Annotated in this window: 14 protein-coding genes; 3 read left to right on the plus strand and 11 right to left on the minus strand. The window is 52.5% G+C overall.

What is annotated here, in order from left to right:
* Positions 1-134 precede the first annotated feature (134 nt).
* From ycfP to hinT, 7 genes are all read right to left on the minus strand, one after another.
* Complete coding sequence (gene ycfP, locus FH974_RS10200) at positions 135-677, minus strand: alpha/beta hydrolase YcfP (RefSeq protein WP_047884109.1); 543 nt, start codon at positions 675-677, stop codon at positions 135-137.
* Between the two features lie 109 nt (positions 678-786).
* Positions 787-1,644 carry a DUF6279 family lipoprotein gene (locus tag FH974_RS10205; RefSeq protein ID WP_047884108.1) on the minus strand — a complete coding sequence of 286 codons (858 nt, stop codon included), beginning with the start codon at positions 1,642-1,644 and terminating at the stop codon, positions 787-789.
* A gap of 195 nt (positions 1,645-1,839) precedes the next feature.
* Positions 1,840-2,784 (minus strand): phosphotransferase, encoded by a 945-nt coding sequence (locus FH974_RS10210; RefSeq protein WP_047884107.1) that lies wholly within the window; start codon positions 2,782-2,784, stop codon positions 1,840-1,842.
* Positions 2,785-2,804: 20 nt separating this feature from the next.
* Complete coding sequence (gene lpoB, locus FH974_RS10215) at positions 2,805-3,398, minus strand: penicillin-binding protein activator LpoB (RefSeq protein ID WP_047884106.1); 594 nt, start codon at positions 3,396-3,398, stop codon at positions 2,805-2,807.
* 66 nt (positions 3,399-3,464) lie between these two features.
* A complete protein-coding gene (locus FH974_RS10220) occupies positions 3,465-3,848 on the minus strand; it encodes a YcfL family putative periplasmic lipoprotein (protein WP_047884105.1) in 384 nt (127 codons plus the stop codon).
* Positions 3,848-5,236 (minus strand): COG3014 family protein, encoded by a 1,389-nt coding sequence (locus FH974_RS10225; protein ID WP_207103258.1) that lies wholly within the window; start codon positions 5,234-5,236, stop codon positions 3,848-3,850. Before FH974_RS10225 ends, FH974_RS10220 begins: the two co-directional genes overlap by 1 nt.
* A 114-nt stretch (positions 5,237-5,350) precedes the next feature.
* A complete protein-coding gene (gene hinT / locus FH974_RS10230; RefSeq protein ID WP_047884103.1) occupies positions 5,351-5,701 on the minus strand; it encodes a purine nucleoside phosphoramidase in 351 nt (116 codons plus the stop codon).
* Between the two features lie 356 nt (positions 5,702-6,057).
* On the opposite strand from hinT, the gene FH974_RS10235 reads away from it, so the two are divergent.
* Positions 6,058-8,061, plus strand: coding sequence for a methyl-accepting chemotaxis protein (locus FH974_RS10235; RefSeq protein WP_047884102.1), 2,004 nt, complete (start codon positions 6,058-6,060; stop codon positions 8,059-8,061).
* A 288-nt stretch (positions 8,062-8,349) separates the two neighbouring features.
* Positions 8,350-9,378, plus strand: coding sequence for a dihydroorotase (pyrC, locus tag FH974_RS10240; RefSeq protein ID WP_207103259.1), 1,029 nt, complete (start codon positions 8,350-8,352; stop codon positions 9,376-9,378).
* Between the two features lie 189 nt (positions 9,379-9,567).
* Here the strand turns inward: pyrC and FH974_RS10245 are convergent, their stop codons facing one another.
* The 4 genes from FH974_RS10245 to FH974_RS10260 all read right to left on the minus strand — a co-directional run bounded on the left by FH974_RS10245 (position 9,568) and on the right by FH974_RS10260 (position 16,642).
* Positions 9,568-12,669: an efflux RND transporter permease subunit gene (locus FH974_RS10245; RefSeq protein WP_047884100.1), complete on the minus strand. Its 3,102-nt coding sequence runs from the start codon at positions 12,667-12,669 to the stop codon at positions 9,568-9,570.
* 2 nt (positions 12,670-12,671) lie between these two features.
* Entirely contained in the window at positions 12,672-13,748 is a 1,077-nt protein-coding gene (locus tag FH974_RS10250) for an efflux RND transporter periplasmic adaptor subunit (RefSeq protein ID WP_047884221.1), read from the minus strand.
* A 2-nt stretch (positions 13,749-13,750) separates the two neighbouring features.
* Positions 13,751-14,791, minus strand: a complete 1,041-nt coding sequence (locus FH974_RS10255; RefSeq protein WP_047884099.1) for an efflux RND transporter periplasmic adaptor subunit — start codon at positions 14,789-14,791, stop codon at positions 13,751-13,753.
* A gap of 330 nt (positions 14,792-15,121) precedes the next feature.
* Positions 15,122-16,642 (minus strand): fumarate hydratase, encoded by a 1,521-nt coding sequence (locus tag FH974_RS10260; RefSeq protein ID WP_047884098.1) that lies wholly within the window; start codon positions 16,640-16,642, stop codon positions 15,122-15,124.
* A gap of 288 nt (positions 16,643-16,930) precedes the next feature.
* On the opposite strand from FH974_RS10260, the gene pabB reads away from it, so the two are divergent.
* Positions 16,931-18,355 (plus strand): aminodeoxychorismate synthase component I, encoded by a 1,425-nt coding sequence (gene pabB / locus FH974_RS10265; RefSeq protein ID WP_207103260.1) that lies wholly within the window; start codon positions 16,931-16,933, stop codon positions 18,353-18,355.
* The last annotated feature ends 288 nt before the right edge of the window (positions 18,356-18,643 follow it).

An 18,643-nucleotide genomic window follows, 5' to 3' on the forward strand; every position in this document is an offset into this window, starting at 1 on the left:
AATAGAACACGGCCTTGCCGGACAGTACTTTCACCACCAAGAAGAAAAACGCCATTATTCAACAAGGTGCAACACAAGACGTTGTGCTATTGATATTTGCAGACGGACCACGCCGCCTGCATGAAGGTAGGAGGTTAATGCGTATCTTTGAATGTTTTTATTGTTTGTAGATGTTGGGAGATTTTCTTGAACTTATGGGTTTCCTGATCATCCCAGATGATTTCGTAGTAATCACCTAACACATCTTTTGTGTGGCGATTATCTAATACTTCATCTTGAGTTGAAAGTATGCAGAGACAATTCCCGGCATTTTTTTTCCGAAAATCTGTAACACATTTTGTCGCAATATCAGCATATTCTTCAGGGCGGTTAATTCTTCCCTCCATTGTTCGTTCTGGATACAAATTCGGGTTAAAAATCACCTGCTTAATACCGCAAAGAAAACCGATACGTTCTGACCAGTAACCGCCGAGACCCACGCCGCAGATCAACGGGTACTCATCATCTGACTGCTCTTTGAGCTTCTGGACTTCTTTAATCAGATGCTGCATATCATGCTTGGGATGCTGGGTGCTGTAACTCACGAAACGGACATCAGGGTCAATGAATTGAAGCTGTAAAACCTTTTCATGATTTCCGGGGCTGGTGGAATCATAACCGTGCAGATAGATGATCATCGCTTCTCCCTGTCGTATTACATGCTCGACGTTATGGTTTTGAATTTAATCTAACAGGTTTTCCCGGCATTAAAAGGGGAAAAATATGACTCACTTTGCAATTTTCCGGCTACTGATGAATAAGCACCGCAATATCTTTTCGTAAGTCGACCAACTTATCATTCAGAAACGCATTTTGTTTCCCAGATAGCGTGTGCTGCAAACGCCGCAGCAATTCAAACCGCCGCTTGAGGTACAAATCCATCTCGCCACGATAGGTAGTGGTATTGAGCGCGGTGGCATCTCGCAGATACCCGGCCAGCTTTCGGTTGAAGCCAGCCTGTTTGCGCTCTGTCATCAACTGCTGCCAGCGCTTGAAGTAGTCATCACGCATAGCAATAAAAACCGGTTCCATCTCGATTTGATAACCTGCCAACTCTGCGAGCAAGGTTTTCTGACTCGAAGACACAGAGCCAATCCAGTTATCCGTAAAGTCCGCCAATCGTTCCGTGCGCTTGGCAATTTTTTGCGCTCGGCTCTTGCCTTCCCGCTCCCGATCCGCCTGCTGGAATTTTTTCCTGAGATTGATTTCTATCTGGGCGATTTGGCTTTCATCAAGCTGAGAGAGCATTGCAGCCAGCGGCGTGGCCAGCACTTGTGCCGAGTCCTGACTCAATCCGGTAAACAGTGTGTAGTAGTGCTGCATCTGAGCAAAGGTCACGGGGGATTTGAGATCAGCCTGCAAGGCATCAATGGCACGGTGAATTTTGGGGAGTTCCTGACGACGGTGGCGTTCGAGGGCACGTTCCAGATCGGTATCCAGCTGGAGCTGCTGCTGGCGGGTAAGCGTGACATAGTCAGATACCCGATTAACCAGCCACCAGTCAAGGTTGTTATACGCAAGCCGGGTGGTACATCCAGCCAGGATAATCACCAACAGCAACAGTAATATGCTAAACCGGCTGTTATTGTGTCGTTGTCTCGCCATGCCCGCCCCTGCTTGTCATCTATGACCACATAACTTATGACCACTTCACTCTATGACCATTACGTGTCATTCACTGCGATCGATCGCGTCACATCGCCGTGTTCCTGGCCGCTTGCTGTCATCATTGAATGAGCACGCTATGCGCACGGTTTGATCATCAAAGCAAGTTCGCTAAGCCGTAATTGGCGATGCCTGTTAATCCGGGTGACGAGAGACAACAGGCGTCAGCACTGCCATCAGCTTGTCTGCTTCCTTGCCGTATTCAGGCTCCTGCCAGAGTGCTTCTGCCACCCGGAACCAGAGTAATGCCAGATACTGGCACCACGGCAACCAGGCGTGTACCGCCTGAAGCCAGCGTGTTTCTTCAGTCCGGCTCAGTGCCCGGGCCTGACAATAGGCATGGACGGCACTTTGCAGCTCAAGTCCGTTGGCGCTAATCGTCAGCGCCAGATCCAGAGACGGATCACCCGCAGCCGCATATTCCCAGTCAATCACACGCGCGTCGGCTAAGCCGCCCGTTTCGCTGGTACCTGAAATTATAATATTATACCAACCCAAATCATGGTGGCAGCAAACGTCCGCAAACCACTGAATCGGAGGGTGGGTCTGGAAATGATGGTGAATCGCACGCAGTGCAGGTGATTTGGCTTCAGACGGGATATGGTGCCAGTAGTGCCTGGCCCGCTCCGGGCAATCCAGTCGCCAGTCTGGTACTTGTAATTGATGGATGTGCGCCTGTATTGCGGCCAGAGCCGCCAGCGGCAAGTTCTCAGCGGCCAGTTGCCCTTCCACCCACTCCACCAGCAGCCCCTCGGGCAACAAGGCAAATGCGGCGGGCGCAATCGCCTTTCCTGACAACACATCGCGCGAATCTGACGACAATGCCTGCCCGGTTTTCAGATTTTCCGAACGCCCTAAAGCATGGAGAAGACGGTACTCGTGCTCTCGCGACAGACCAAAGGCATTTGTCGCGGCAGACGTTGGCCGCCAGACCAGCGGCGTGAGGTAGTGGGACTGACGGTGCCTGAGGGTGACTTTCCAGCAACGATTGCTCAATCCACCGGTCAGCGGCGTTGCACTGACCAGTTGATAGTCGGGTAATTGCTGGTTAAGCAGATGGGCAATCTGCTCAATGGTCATGGCACCGTCCAAGGCTGATTTTACCAGCCAAACAGACTCTTCGACTGTTGCTTGCGGATCTCGCTCTCATCAGCCCATTCAATCAAGCCGCTTTGCAGATCCATGAGACGCATTGTCATCTTGTAATACACGTCTTTGTCGCTGCCAGCATTTTTCACGATGCTCGACAGGTTACCGTACAGCATGTATTGCGCGCCGACCATCTTGCCGAACTGAATCGCAGTGCTCTGGTTTACCAGTTCATCATTGTTCTGGAAGTTAAGCTGTTTGCGAGCCGCTTCTACACGGGCCATGTCCACAAAACGGAACTTGCCCGAGTTCAGCAAACGCGTGCTGACTGAGTCAGTGATAGATTCGGTATCAATGTGCTCGCTGGTCTTGTTCTTGATGCTTTCAACCATGATGATCGGGCGCTGACCATTGCCGGTGATATAACCCACAGAGCCGGACGACAGCATGCTGTCAGTCATCTGCTCGGCAATTTTCTGCAGATCCGTCGAGCCAAATTCGACTGTAGTAGTTTCAACCGACTGAGCATCCCCGTAGTTAACTTTCTGGGCACAGCCTCCCATCAGAGCTGCCACACCCATTAGAGCGATTACGCTTTTTTTCATTGTCTTACCTTTCAAATTGTCCGGCTCAGGCCTCAATGGCCGCCATTCCCAAATCAGTGAAAAATGTTAATCCGCTTGTCGGATATAAATACGGTACTGAGTGATTTGTGCGCTTCTGGCAACCGCTTGCAATGTCATCGAATCACGGCCATGCAAAATGACATGCCGCCACGGGCTGTCACTGCCGTTCACTTCCAGACCCTGCGCGTCATACCAGTAGAAACGGTACTGCAGGCTCAAATCAGAATCGACATTACTGACAATCGGTACTCCGGCTTTTAGCAGGCCGTTGACCTTTCCTACCTGTGCCTGCTCGATAGTCAGCCGACGCGCCAGATCCGTGTTACCGATCACCACATTCTGATTGCTGCTTTCTATGCTGATCCCTGACGTTGTTGAGGAACAAGCCGTCAGCCCCAGTACAAGGCCCAATATCATGAGTAAACGCATTAGCTCTCTCCTAGTAAGACTGACCAGCCTGTCAGTGTATTCCCTTGCCGTGATACCCAAACCATGGTTGTCCTTCCCGGTTTCACTCCAACATCAATCTGCTGCCCGTTCCAGGCCAGCGTATAATCGCCTGCCGGTAAATCCTGCTGAGCAACCGACACACTGGCAGGCAGGCTTTGCCAGCTCCGGGTGTCCGGCTGTTCTGTCAGGGTATTGAAAATATTGGCTAACAAGTTACCGACATCATCACCTGATTGCGCCGATACCTTACGCACTTCATTTTTGGCAACAACACGCAATGCCTGACGCACCACCATGACCGGGAGCTGCTCCTGCAGGTTGTATTTCGCCATCCGGTTGACGTCCGTCAGCGTACTGCCTGAGACCGGCCGATTGTTGAGCATCAGTGGCGACAGCACCGGTGAGGCATTACTGCGGTAGTACGGCAGTGCGAGGTTATAAATGGCACTCTGCCCCCGGCTATCACGCAACCAGAGTGGCAGACGCCATCCGTCACGTGCCGCAACCACACCCTGCTCGTCAAATACCACCACCCTGCCGCTGCCTTTGGCGGAAGGCTGGTAACGGCCATAACGAGCTTCCAGGCTGCGGCGGTCATCAATCATGGAAAGCCGGGTGGCAAGACGCAGCACAGTGTGTGCGACATAGCGATTGTCCGGGACCACCGCCAGTGCCCGCTTGTAATCGATGTAGGCGTTGTTGAGATCGCCCTCCGCCTCATACAGCACACCAGACAGGTAGAACAGGTATCCATTCTGCACATTACCGATCGCATCACCCACGTCCGGATAACGTGCCAGAACCGCACCGAGGTTTTGCTTGTCCAGCCCCTCTTTACGGGCGGCCGATGCTGCGCTTTCCAGCTCTGCTTCACGCTGTTTGCGGGCAGATTCCTGAACCATATTGGCACGGCGCACTTCGACCAGCGCACCATTGAGATCGCGCTGCTGGATATAACTCAAAGCCAGGTAAAGATGAAGAAAACCCAGCTCATAATCGGCGGGTTTGTAGGTGATCATGTTGTCATTGGTCAACAGGGCACCGGCCTGATTCAGCCCTTCCGACACCTGAATCACCGCTTGCTGCTGTTGCGCTTCCACGGCTTGATCTGCCACTTTAAGTGCCGAGAAGCTCTGGGGATAGCTGCCAGCCAGAAAGCCAATCCGGCCGCGCTCCATCCCATCAAGGATTTCACCCGCAGGGGCTTCCGGTAGTTTCTCCAGTGCCTGCTGATAACGCCCCGCCTGTACAGCCTGGCGCGCGTCACTGTTGGCAGCACTGTAGTGACTGAATAAATTATGTGTCGATAAATTTGCACAGGCCGTCAAGCCTATAGACAGCACTGCTGCGACGGCATGTTTTATCATTACGCCTTACCCTAAGAAAAAGTCTGAGTTCCATCACTACCCAATCGGTAGCCTCTGCCACTCAGACTTTACAATATCTCTTTCGTTCACCCTGTCAGTCAGGACAAGCGTTCATTAGCCTGCTAGCATCGGGCCCATCGGACGGCCACCCAGCAGGTGCATATGCACATGGTAAACTTCCTGGCCACCGTGCGGGTTGCAGTTCACAATCAGACGGTAACCGTCTTCTGCAATACCTTCTTGCTCAGCAAGTTTACGCGCAACAGTAAACAGACGTCCCATCATCAGCTCATCTTCAGCTTCCACATCATTCACGGTCGGCAGCAGCTTGTTTGGAATAATCAGGATGTGACTTGGCGCTCGTGGGTTAATATCACGAAACGCCGTAACCAGATCGTCCTGGTACACTACATCTGCCGGAATTTCTTTGCGAATAATCTTACTGAAAATGGTTTCTTCAGCCATGCCATACTCCATTTCTGATTTTGTGACAGTACATTGCAGTATGCTCGACAAAAGACAGCAGGGCAATATTGAACACTGTTTAAAACTCTTTTTCCAGTAATTCTTTTGCGAAATAAGTGTTTTTTTGAAGTATCGGTCAAAGAATGCACCCCCTGAAATCCGCTACTATTTATCCCTAAGCCTGAATAAAATAGACAAAAAACAGGATGTTCCGGCTTACTTTTGGCCAAATTTTTGACACTTATTTTTTCGGTTAAAATTTGACTATGGCGATGCACAAAATAATCACAACAGCATCGTCCTGACTGGATATGGCAAGACAAAGGTTACCTTGCCGGTTTGTATTTAGGGACAATATGAAAACAATGAAACAAACCTCCGTGATACGACGTATGTACACCGGTTTTGCCATCATGGTATTGCTGTTCGTCGCGACCATGATGATGTTACTCAACGGCACCAGCCGCATTCACCAGCAACTGCAGACAGTCACCACCGACGCGCTCCCGCTGGTCTCCCTATCCAACCAGACCAGTGTCCGCCTGCTGGCTGCTGATAAAGTTTTCAAAGACTTTCTCACCAGCCAGGAGCCTGAACGTCTGGCGCACTACGACAGCCAGTTCAGTCAATCACATGAGCAGTTCCTGACTGCACTGAATCAACTGGTAGAACAGAGTCGTAACACCCCGGCCTTAAATGATCAGCTTTCCGCACTACTGGCTCTGGAAGAGCGGTATTTTCAGGAAGCCCAGACGGCAATGACCAATTACCGAGCCCAACTGCTGGCGCAATCGGAGCGGCAGCAAGCGAGCCGGAACTTCCAGCAGCTCCATGCCCGCTTAAACAGCAAAATGAAAGACTATGTCGATGATCAGGACAGTATTTCAGTCAAGATGATCGCCAAGAACTACTTCATGAAGTTACAGCAGACCGAAACCATTACCTCAGATGCGCTGGCTTCAGAAGACATTGCGGTGATTGAGCAAGCCATCAAAAGTAACAAGCGAAACGTCAATCACCTCAGTAATGCTTACCGTTCCCTCACCGCGCTGATGCCAGATCTGAAATCGGCTTTCGATGAGTCGATCGCCCGGTATGAGCGGGATATCGGCCAGAGTGGCGGGGTGCTGGATGCCCACGCCCAGTACATTCAGGCGCGTAACCGGCTGTACAATAATATTGCGGTACTGGCTCAGGAGATTGACTCAGCGACGACCCTGCTCGACGGATTCCGCCAACAGGCAACCCGCCAAATGGACGCGGCGATCACTGAAGCAGGTAACACCTACCGCCAGGGTTTCAACCACGCCCTGCTGCTCGGCATTGGCACCACCCTGTTTGCCGCATTTATTGGCTGGTATCTGGCCCAAAGCGTACGCCACCCTTTGAAGTCAACCCTAGAAACCCTGGAAGCACTGGCCAATGGCGACATGACGCAGCGCAGTAGCGTCAATCAGTTCGTGGAGTTCAGCCGGTTGGCCACATATATCAATACGCTCGCTGACAACCTGCAGGAAATTCTCGGCCAGCTCAGTCAGGCGGCCAGCGAACTGACTGTCGTAGCACAAGAAAATCAGACCACCACGCGCGATGCCAAAAACCGCCTTCATGCACAACGGGAGCAAACGGCGTCAGTGGCTACTGCGATGACAGAAATGGAGCACTCTGTGAATGATGTCTCGCACAGTGCGCAAAACACCATGGAACGGGTTAACGATGTTGAGCGCGCCTCAGGCACCGGGCGTGAGGTCATGAGCCGCAACATCAGCACCGCCCACCAGCTTTCCCGCCGGCTGGATGAATCCGTACAGGCCGTCACCAATCTGCAAGTGATGAGTGGCAATATCGGCAAGATTCTGGATGTGATCCGCAACATCGCGGATCAGACCAATCTGCTGGCACTCAATGCCGCCATTGAAGCCGCACGCGCCGGAGAGCAAGGTCGGGGCTTTGCGGTCGTTGCCGATGAAGTACGGGTACTCGCGCGCCGCACGACCGATTCAACCGCAGAAATTGAGCAAATGATAAAAGAGCTGCAATCACGCTCTGGGCAGGCCGTCACCATGATGCAGAGTTGTGTAGGAGAAATGGAGAACAGCATTCATCAGGCATCAGAGGCCAACAGCGCAATGGAAGACATTCAGGCGCTGATTCTGGAAATCAGCCAGATGAGCACTCAAATTGCCGAAGCCTCGGCAGAGCAAAGCAGCACCACAGCCTCAATTGCCCGCAGCCTGGAGGAAATCAGCCATATTTCAGATTCCAACTTTGGTGCCATGGAAGAAGTGGCAGAAGCCAGTGCTAAGCTCGACAGCCTAGCGCATCAGCAGCACCATCTGGTTCAGCGCTTTACGCTCTGACCCCTTTGAAGATCTGATTCGTGTATTACGTTCTTTCGGGCGCTTTACACACGGCTTACCCAATCAACAATAACCCCGGCACGGCGATAACGGTCGCCTTGCCGGATTTCACCCATATTGCCCCGCCTTAACCCAACTTTCTACAAACTTTCAGCCAAAGTCAGGTATATCGTGCCACGTAATCGATTGCTCTTTTTCGCTTCAGTCAGACAGCGTATCATGGTGAGAGCCTTTACAAGCCTCTACGTAGGCTTTAGAATCGGTCGATTTTTTTTGGAGGGAAGCAAAATGACGACAATGACGATCACCCGCCCGGATGACTGGCACACGCATTTACGTGATGGTGATGTTCTGAAAGACACAGTCCGGGACATCAGTCGATATATGGGTCGCGCCATTATCATGCCAAACCTGATCCCACCGGTCACCGATACTGAAGCCGCTCTGGCCTACCGCGATCGTATCCTTGCTGAAAAACCGCAAGCCCATTTCTCTCCTTTAATGACACTTTATCTCACCGACAACACCACCCCTGACGAAATTCGCAAAGCAAAAGCCACCGGCCATATCCCCGCCGCCAAACTTTACCCTGCCGGTGCAACGACCAACTCAGATTCCGGTGTTACCTCGTTCGAGAAAATTCAGCCGACGCTGGAAGCCATGCAGGAAGTCGGCATGCTGCTGCTGATTCACGGTGAGGTGACAACCCATGACGTTGACATCTTTGACCGCGAAAAGACGTTCCTTGAAACGGTGCTGGCCCCTATCGTTGAAAACATGCCGAATCTGAAAATTGTGGTTGAACACATCACAACAAAAGATGCGGTTGACTTTGTGAATCAGGCTGGTCCGAACGTGGCAGCGACGATCACCGCGCACCACCTGATGTTTAACCGTAACCACATGCTGGTAGGTGGTATCCGTCCACACTTCTACTGCTTGCCAATCCTGAAGCGCAATACCCATCAACAGGCACTGATTGAAGCCGCCACCAGCGGTAGCAAGAAGTTCTTCCTGGGGACAGATTCCGCGCCGCACGCACAGGGCCGCAAAGAGTCAGCCTGTGGCTGTGCCGGTTCGTACACGGCTCACGCAGCCATCGAACTGTACGCGGAAGTGTTTGAGCAAGCCGGAGCGCTGGATAAGCTGGAAGCCTTTGCAAGCTTCAACGGCCCGGATTTTTATGGTCTGCCGCGCAATACCGACACCATTACGCTGGTGAAAGAGAACTGGGCAGTGCCTGAAACGCTGGCATTTGGTAACGATGTGGTTGTGCCAATCCGCGCCGGCGAGTCCCTGAACTGGAAAGTGATCTAATCACCTTCCTGACTCAGGTCGCATACGCTAAAAACAGTTATTTGCCATACGTAGAACTACCCGCAAATAACTGCGCAACAGCCATAAAAAAGGGGACTCTCATTGAGTCCCCTTGTTGTATCTGCTCCGGCGAGTCTCAGTGCCACAGCACCGCCCCGCCCGGAACGTCACATTTTTAACGTTGTTTCATCAGTGGGCTGTCGCCGTCTGGTCATGCGCCGTACCATGGCTGCCCGGCAGCGCAACATGGTGGAACAGGCGGTACAGTACCGGCACAACAATCAGTGTCAGCACGGTTGCAAAGCCCAGACCAAACATAATGGTGACGGCCATTGGCTTAAAGAAGACATCCGGCAACAGCGGGAGCATCCCGAGGATTGTCGTAATGGCCGCCATGCACACCGGACGCACACGACTCACTGCCGCATCCACCACCGCTTCATATTTGTCTTTACCACTGGCGATCTCAATTTCGATTTGATCCAGCAACACGATACCATTTTTCACCAGCATCCCTGACAGGCTCAGGAAGCCCAGCAATGCCATAAAGCCAAACGGGGTATTGAGTAGCAGCAGACCAAGAGTTACCCCGATCACCGCCAGCGGTACGGTAGCCCATACAATCAGCGCTTCCTTAACCTTGTTGAACAGGAAGATGGTGATCAGGAACATAACCAGATAGCCCATCGGCATGGTCTGGAACAGCGATGCTTTAGCGTCTGCGGAAGACTCATACTCCCCGCCCCACTCCAGCGAGTAACCAGGTGGGAAGTGCAGCGCCTCAATGGCCGGCTGAATACGGGTCTGAACCGTTGCTGCGGTTTCGTCACCCAGCGGGTTCGGGTCAGCCATCACCGTCATCATGCGCTTACGGTTCTTACGGGCAATCAGCGGATCTTCCCAACGAACATTTACGCCGTTAATCACCTGCTGCAGTGGAATGTACCCCTGCGTGACCGGGCTCCAGATCTTCATGCCTTCAATGGTGCTGACATCAACCCGCTCATTTTCCGGCAGGCGAGCCACAATCGGCATCAGATTCGTACCGTCACGGTAAATCCCGACTGTCAGACCAGAGAATGACATCTGCAGCAGATCATCCACGTCTTTCTTGGTGATACCGTAGCGGCGAGCCTGACTTTCATTGAACACAGGCTCAATCACCTTATTACGCTCACGCCAGTCGTGGCGAATGTTCGAAGTACCAGGGTCAGCATGCATGATGTCGACGACTTGTTTCGCCAGCCCACGCAGCACTGTTGGATCCGGACCAACCAGACGAGCTTCAATTTTCGCCCCGGATGATGGGCCAAGCATGATTTGCTTGAGCTTGTATTCCAGCTCCGGATGGTTCTCATCCAGCACTTTGCTCAGATCTGACAGCACAGGCACAACGTCTTCGAAACTCTTCACCCGCACGATAAGCTCGCCATACGACGAATAGCTTTTCTCCGGCGAGTAAGTCAGCATGAAACGCTGTGAGCCTTTACCGGCACTGGAGCTGACGTACTCCACTTTATCGCTTTTACCGATGATGCCTTCCAGCTCTTCCAGCTTGGCATTGGTGGCGCGAATGTCAGTACCTTCAGGCATCCAGACATCCACCATAAACATCGGCGTGGTCGATGCCGGGAAGAAAGACTGTTTCAACAGGGTAAAGCCGTACAGGCTGGCACCCAACATCAGGATCAGGGCGATAACCGTCATCCAGGCGCGGCGCATACAGAATTCAAGAAACGCCTTGTACCAGACGAAAAGCTTACCGGCGTATGGATCAACGTCTTCATCGCCGGTTCCCGTCTTCGCACTTTTGAAGAACAGATCACCAAAGAACGGAGTCAGCGAAATGGCGGTAAACCAGCTCAGCATCAGTGATACCAGCAGTACCGTAAACAGTGTCCGGCAGTATTCACCGGTGGAGTCCTGCGACAGGCCGATTGGCGCAAACGCCATCACGGCAATCACCGTTGCCCCCAGCAACGGCCACTTGGTCTGGGTAACGATGTCGGATGCAGCCTGCATGCGGGTTCGCCCTTTCTGCATGCCGATCAGTATCCCCTCCACGACCACAATGGCGTTATCCACCAGCATCCCGAGTGCGATAACCAGTGCCCCGAGCGAAATCCGCTGCAGGTCAATGGCCATCCACTTCATGAAGACAAAGGTGCCCAGCACGGTCAGCAGCAGAATCAGACCAATCAGAATCCCTGAGCGTAGCCCCATGAAGAACAGCAGGACGATAATAACGATCGCGACGGCCTGTCCCAGGCTGACCACGAAACCGCTGACGGATTTATCCACTTCGGTCGGTTGGCTGTAAACCTCACCGATATTGATGCCGATTGGCTGCTGCTCTCTCAGTTCCTGCAAGCGACGCTGCACCCGAGAGCCGACTTCCACCACGTTGACACCGTCAACAAAGGAGATCCCGACGTTCAGTGCCTGCTGACCGTTATAGGCCAACAGGTTATCCGGTACTTCCTTGAACTCACGCTTGATTTCCGCCACATCACGCAGATAAATCAGCCCTTTAGAGCCACCATCGGTGATGATCAGATCCCCCAGCTCTTCCACACTCTGGAATTCACCGGTTGGATGAACACGGATATACTCGCTGCCGATTCGTACTGCACCGGCACTGGTCACCAAGTTCTGGGTTTCCAGTGTGCCGTAAATGGTTTTCGGTGAAATGCCCAGCGCGCTCAAACGCTGCATAGAGATTTCAATGAATACCTGCTCTTGCTGAATCCCGCTGACTGAAACTTTGCCAACACCGTCTACCAGTTCGATTTCACGACGCAGGTAGTCAACGTAGTCATTCAGCTCTTTGTAGCTGTAACCGTCGCCGGTAATCGCCAGCAGGATGCCGTACACATCCCCGAAGTCATCAATCACTTGCGGTTCATGTACGCCCGGCGGCAGAGATGGTTTTAAGTCATTCACCTTACGGCGCAACTCATCCCAAATCTGCGGCAGATCGTTCGGACCGTATTTATTTTTCATGGTCACGGTGATCTGAGACAGTCCGCGGCTGGATACCGAGTTCACCTCATCCACGTAGGAAAGCTGCTGAATCGCTTTTTCCAACGGATAGGTGACTTCTTCTTCCACCTGCAGCGGTGTCGCGCCCGGATAGGCCGTGATCACCATGGCATCTTTGATGGTAAACGCCGGGTCTTCCAGACGCCCCAAACCAAAGAATGCCAGCGTACCGCCAATCAGGAAGATCAGCGTCATCATCCAACTGATGACTTTATTGCGAATAAAATAGGCTGCAATATCCTGCTTCATAATCAGCTCGCCTCCCCGTTCACAATCCGGACTTCCTGCCCTTCGCGCAATTGATTAACGCCATCTACCACAATGACTTCACCTTCTTCTAAGCCGCTGAGCAAACGTACCCCTTGAGGCACCACTTTATCCGTTGTCACTTGTCGTTTCGTCACCGTGTTATCGCTGTTTACTACCCACACAAATTTGTTGGCTTTATCCAGATCATCGCCGTCTTCATTAAAAATGGCTTCCATCGGGATCACAGGTTCACCCTGGCGATAGATTTTCAGCTTCTGGGCATCGGCTTTCACTTCGACCGGCATCCCGTCAAGAATGAAGCGATCAGAAGGCATCGGCATGGTCAGTGTCACCAGAAATGAGCCCAGCGTCGGGTCCGGCTCTGTGGTAAATTCCTTCAGCTTAGCCCGGTACAACGTGCCGTCCTGCAACACCACTTCCACGCCCGGCGCCGTCTCGCGTACCTCTACTGCAGTACTCTGGGAATAAATCATATCCGGAGCCTGAATAATGATGTCGACCGCGTCAGCCAGATGCAGATTCATGATCATCTGCCCCGCCTGCACGTTTTCAAACTGCTCGACCGGGACCCGGGAAATCACACCGTCAAACGGGGCTTTCATCTCAGTAAACGTCAGGCGCAGTCGCGCCAGATCCAGACGCGCTTTGGCAATATCGCGCTGAGCTTTGAGTTCATCGAACTGAGATTGCGGCAGATAGCCTTGCTTCACCAGCTTGGCCGAACGCCGGTACTGGCTGTCAGCCACATTGAATTTAGCCCGGGCATCATCAACTTCCAGCTGATAATCCGTCGGGTCCAGGCGCGCCAGTAACTGGCCTTTTTTCACTCTGTCACCAGCACGAACCAGAATCCGGCTCACTTCGCCGTTGACGCGAAAAGACAGGCTGGACTTGTCAGCCGCCGCGGCCACAGCAGGAAAGGTCATTTTAGAGGTCACATCGGCAATCTGCACTTTGGTCACATTGACCGGCGCCACGATGGTGCGAGGTTCAATTTCCGGCTTGTCACAGCCAGCCAGAGTCAGTGCTGCCAGCATCGCTAATGGCAATTTTTTCATCATCACAGCCCCCGCTCCTTGACCCATGCCCGAACTTTGTCACCGTCTTTCAGTTCAGCCACCCCGGAGGTCGCGATCTGATCACCGTCATTAAGACCACCGATCACCCGATTGTGATCATCCAGCTGCACGGCCACTTTGCTGACGACACCGTCAGCGTCGACTTTCCAGACAAAATTCTGATCGCCTTCTTTCACGATAGCGCGTACCGGGATGGCACCGGCTGCCCCGCGCGGCAGTGCAATCCGGACATGCCCCGCCATACCCGGCAGCAGGTTATAACCTTCCGGACGCTCCATATAGAGGGTGACTTTGTAACTCGAGGTGTTATCGTCTGCCTCTGTGTCAATCTCTTTAAAATGCGCGCTGAATTGTTTATCAGAAATGGTATCGAAGTTGACCGTCGGCTTGGGATCGAAATCCCCCTGAGATTTAAAACGGGTCAGCAGCTGATCCGGCAACTGGAACGTGACATTGATTAGACCGGCGCTCTGAATGTGCATAACAGGTTGCTTCGCCGCAACATACTCGTAGTTTTCCACCAGCGAGAGCGACAGCGTGCCATCATATGGCGCAGACAGTGTGGCGTATTTGAGGTTAGTTCTGGCTTTGTCCAGCTCGGCTTTGGCCTGATTCAGGTTCGCCTGTGAGCGGTCATAGTCCAGCTCAGAAACGGCATTGGTTTTCAGCAGCTCACGGTCACGGCGAAACTGCACCAGCGCCAGCTGATAATTGGCTTGTGCCTGAGCAACCAGGAGCTCAAGTTCGTCAGTTTTAAGATGCGCCAGCGCCTGACCCCGCCTGACCACCTCACCCGGATTCACATTCACTCTGTCCAACTGACCCGATACACGGAAGGTCAACACGGCTTTATCACCGGCTTCAACCACTGCCGGGAATGTCCGATAGGTTTCGGCCTCCCCCACGGCAACAGATTGAAGCTTCACCGGCCGGGAATCCGGCTCCGGCACGGCTTCATCTTTATCACTGCACCCTTGTACCGCTAGCGCGAGAAGTGCTGTGGCGAAAAGAACACGTCCCATAATTTCCTCAGTGTTGTTTTTGTTGTTATGAATAGCCCGCAACAAACCTGGAATGGACTATATGCCACTACCTGCGGCTCGTTATTACTATAGTCCACCCACTGCTTCATTTTTTTAACGGGGCACTAAAAACTGACAAAAAACAATTCATTAAACGAACCAGAAAGCATATCAAACCCCTGAGGCCGGCTCGATAAACGAAGGGACGATTTCAAAAAAAATCAACAAATTAAAAATATCAAAAGAGCTCAAAAAACAAAAAGGAGCCGAGAAGGCTCCTTTCCACTCATTGCACTTAAGCAATTGATTCACATCTGATTTGACTAACGCTTAGGCGTTTTCCATCTCTGCGATTTTCACTTTCCAGGTATCCGGGCCCACTTGGTGCGCATTCACACCCTGCGAGTCGACCGCAACCGTGACCGGCATATCTTCGACTTCAAATTCGTAGATCGCTTCCATACCCAAGTCTTCAAATGCCACCACTCGCGCTTTCTTGATTGCTTTAGAAACCAGGTACGCTGCGCCACCAACAGCCATCAGATAAACCGCTTTGTGGTTTTTGATCGATTCAACCGTTGCAGGACCACGCTCCGCTTTACCAATCATGCCCATGATGCCGGTTTTATCGAGCATCATGTCGGTAAATTTGTCCATACGCGTTGACGTTGTTGGGCCTGCAGGACCTACCGCTTCATCACCCACAGCATCAACCGGGCCGACGTAGTAAATGAACTTACCTTTGAAGTCCACGCCTTCTGGCAGGCCTTCACCATTGTCCAGCATGGTTTGAATGCGTTTGTGCGCCGCGTCACGGCCAGTCAGAATTTTACCTGACAGCAGCAGCGTTTCACCGGTTTTCCACTCCTGCGCTTCTTCTGCTGTCACGGTATCCAGGTTTACGCGGCGAGTGTTTGCGCCCGCTTCCCAGGTGATTTGTGGCCAGTCTTCCAGTTTAGGTGGCTGAAGATCCGCAGGGCCACTGCCGTCCAGCGTAAAGTGAACGTGGCGGGTTGCCGCACAGTTCGGGATCAGACACACCGGCTTAGAAGCCGCGTGCGTAGGTGCCGTTTTAATCTTCACGTCAACCACAGTCGTCAGACCGCCCAGACCTTGCGCACCGATGCCCAGTTTGTTGACACGGTTGAAGATATCCAGACGCAATTCTTCTTCGGCGTTTTGCGGACCGCGCTCGATCAGTTCCTGAATATCGATGTGTTCCATCAGAGATTCTTTTGCCAGTACGGCCGCTTTTTCCGCCGTACCACCGATGCCAATACCCAGCATGCCCGGTGGACACCAGCCTGCGCCCATTGTTGGCAACGTTTTTTCTACCCATTCGGCGATATCGTCAGATGGGTTCAGCATCACCATTTTGGTTTTGTTTTCACTACCGCCGCCCTTGGCCGCGATCTGAATTTCCACTTTGTCGCCCGGTACCATATTGATGTGTACCACGGCTGGGGTATTGTCTTTGGTGTTGATACGTTTACCAGCCGGGTCCATCAGTACCGATGCACGCAGCGGGTTGTCCGGGTTGGTGTAAGCCTGGCGAACACCTTCGTCAACCATTTGCTGAACCGTCATATCGGTTGAATCCCACTGGACTCCCATACCGATATTCACGAAACAGGTCACAATGCCCGTATCCTGACAGATAGGACGGTGGCCTTCTGCAGACATGCGGGAGTTAATCAGAATCTGGGCAATCGCATCTTTCGCGGCCTGACTTTCTTCACGGTGGTAGGCTTGTTCTAGGGCTTGGACAAAATCCAGAGGATGATAGTAAGAGATGTATTGCAGCGCATCAGCCACACTGCTGATCACATCTTGTTTGCGAATGACGGTCATAATTGCCTCGTTGATTATTATCGTTCCATGGCGCCCGGTTTAATGCTTCCAATGTAGGGAGTGATACACATTATCCGCGCCTGCCCGTAGGGTATGTGGCAGACGAATACGGTGATCACGCGGCCATGTTCCACATGGCTGAAGTTCTGTTCACATTGCCGTTTCCGTTCCGGAAAAAATAATGCTACTGGGATCGTCCTTGGGCGTCGTAATAAATTCTGCGTTTATGATACTCTTGCGGACAATTTCGCGCTATGCGCCAATCGTACACCTGTCACAAAAAAGAAAATGATTTGTAAATCACACCCAGAACTGAGCATTGAACTGCTCGACTACCACAAGGACGCGACATTAGCGTGGTTTGAACCGTTTGCGGGACAGCCGTGGGCTATGATATTACGCTCTGCGGCCTCAGATCATCCGGATAATCGTTTTGACATTTTAGTTGCTGATCCTTTAGCCACTTTAGAGACCCGAGGCGATGAAACCCGAATCATTTACCGCAACGGCGACGAGGGAATCAGCCCTGATGATCCGTTTGCGCTGATTGAGCGCACCCAGTCAGCCCTACTGCCAGCTATTACCCCGATAAAAGATGTGCCTTTTTCAGGCGGCGCTGTCGGTTTTTTTGCCTACGATCTGGGCCGCCGGGTTGAACGCATTCCTGCGCTGGCAAAGCAAGATCTGGCTACTGCCGACATGGCAGTCGGCATCTATGACTGGGCACTGATTGCGGATCACCAGACCCGCCGTTTATACCTGATCAGCCCGGAGGGCAGCGACCGCCGGAACTGGTTAACACAGCAGCGCAGTGCTACGCCCCAAACGGTAGTTGATACAGTTGAAGCACAAAAAAACCAACAAACCACCACCTTCCGCTTAACATCTGACTGGCAGGCGAACATGACGGTGGAAGAATATTGTAACAAATTCCACCAGGTGCAGGATTACCTGCGTGCCGGCGACTGCTATCAGATTAATCTGGCACAGCGTTTCAGTGCGCAATACACCGGCAGCGAATGGCAGGCATACCAACAGTTGGAAACCTGCAACGGGGCACCGTTTTCTGGCTTTATCCGAACCGGTGACAGCGCCATTTTGTCGGTTTCGCCGGAGCGTTTCCTACAGCACCGTGACGGAGTGATCGAGACTAAGCCAATCAAAGGCACCCGACCGCGATCCACGGATGCGAAGCAAGATGCGGCGCTGGCCGAGGACTTACGCACGACCGAGAAAGATCGCTCTGAAAACCTGATGATTGTCGATTTGCTGCGCAATGATATCGGGCGGGTGGCAAAACCGGGCACTGTGCGAGTGCCAAAACTGTTTGATGTCGAGAGCTTCCCGGCGGTCCATCACCTGGTGAGTACTGTTGTGGGTGAACTGTCGAGCGACTATTCGCCGACAGATTTGCTCCGAGCGTGCTTCCCCGGCGGTTCCATTACCGGCGCACCAAAAATCCGGGCGATGGCAATCATTGAGGAACTGGAACCGCATCGTCGCAGTGTTTATTGCGGCAGTATCGGCTACATCAGCCGCTGCGGCCAGATGGATACCAGCATCACCATTCGTACGCTGATTGCCCATGAGGGTCAGATTCACGCCTGGGCCGGCGGCGGTCTGGTAGCTGACAGCCAGGCAGAGAGCGAGTATCAGGAGACACTGGATAAACTGAGTCGTATCCTGCCGATTCTTCAGAATCCGGAACGTTAACGCTCCGTTCTGCGGATGACTTGAGGTTTTTGATAAACGCCGGAGCTTGTCTCCGGCGTTATTTTTATCCGGTCAATTATCCCGTCTGCATTGACCCATTTTCATTGACCCGTTTACCCACGGATTCAATTCCTTTAGCCTAATCGCCGCCCCCACAGGCGTTCCGTCTCGCTGACCACCCACCGATACCGACACCAATACCAATACCAAACTCCAACCGTTGCTAACGTGCCGAGTTTGGTTATACTGGCGATCAGCAAGTCTCCTGCAAGGAATGCAGGGCACTGG

It is taken from the genome of Photobacterium ganghwense (genome assembly GCF_017329545.1).
Taxonomy (GTDB): domain Bacteria; phylum Pseudomonadota; class Gammaproteobacteria; order Enterobacterales; family Vibrionaceae; genus Photobacterium; species Photobacterium ganghwense.

Coding starts and splice junctions, on each gene's coding strand:
- ycfP (WP_047884109.1), bottom strand. CDS start 677: ATGATCATCTATCTGCACGGTTATGATTCCACCAGCCCCGGAAATCAT.
- FH974_RS10205 (WP_047884108.1), bottom strand. CDS start 1,644: ATGGCGAGACAACGACACAATAACAGCCGGTTTAGCATATTACTGTTG.
- FH974_RS10210 (WP_047884107.1), bottom strand. CDS start 2,784: ATGACCATTGAGCAGATTGCCCATCTGCTTAACCAGCAATTACCCGAC.
- lpoB (WP_047884106.1), bottom strand. CDS start 3,398: ATGAAAAAAAGCGTAATCGCTCTAATGGGTGTGGCAGCTCTGATGGGA.
- FH974_RS10220 (WP_047884105.1), bottom strand. CDS start 3,848: ATGCGTTTACTCATGATATTGGGCCTTGTACTGGGGCTGACGGCTTGT.
- FH974_RS10225 (WP_207103258.1), bottom strand. CDS start 5,236: ATGATAAAACATGCCGTCGCAGCAGTGCTGTCTATAGGCTTGACGGCC.
- hinT (WP_047884103.1), bottom strand. CDS start 5,701: ATGGCTGAAGAAACCATTTTCAGTAAGATTATTCGCAAAGAAATTCCG.
- FH974_RS10235 (WP_047884102.1), top strand. CDS start 6,058: ATGAAAACAATGAAACAAACCTCCGTGATACGACGTATGTACACCGGT.
- pyrC (WP_207103259.1), top strand. CDS start 8,350: ATGACGACAATGACGATCACCCGCCCGGATGACTGGCACACGCATTTA.
- FH974_RS10245 (WP_047884100.1), bottom strand. CDS start 12,669: ATGAAGCAGGATATTGCAGCCTATTTTATTCGCAATAAAGTCATCAGT.
- FH974_RS10250 (WP_047884221.1), bottom strand. CDS start 13,748: ATGAAAAAATTGCCATTAGCGATGCTGGCAGCACTGACTCTGGCTGGC.
- FH974_RS10255 (WP_047884099.1), bottom strand. CDS start 14,791: ATGGGACGTGTTCTTTTCGCCACAGCACTTCTCGCGCTAGCGGTACAA.
- FH974_RS10260 (WP_047884098.1), bottom strand. CDS start 16,642: ATGACCGTCATTCGCAAACAAGATGTGATCAGCAGTGTGGCTGATGCG.
- pabB (WP_207103260.1), top strand. CDS start 16,931: ATGATTTGTAAATCACACCCAGAACTGAGCATTGAACTGCTCGACTAC.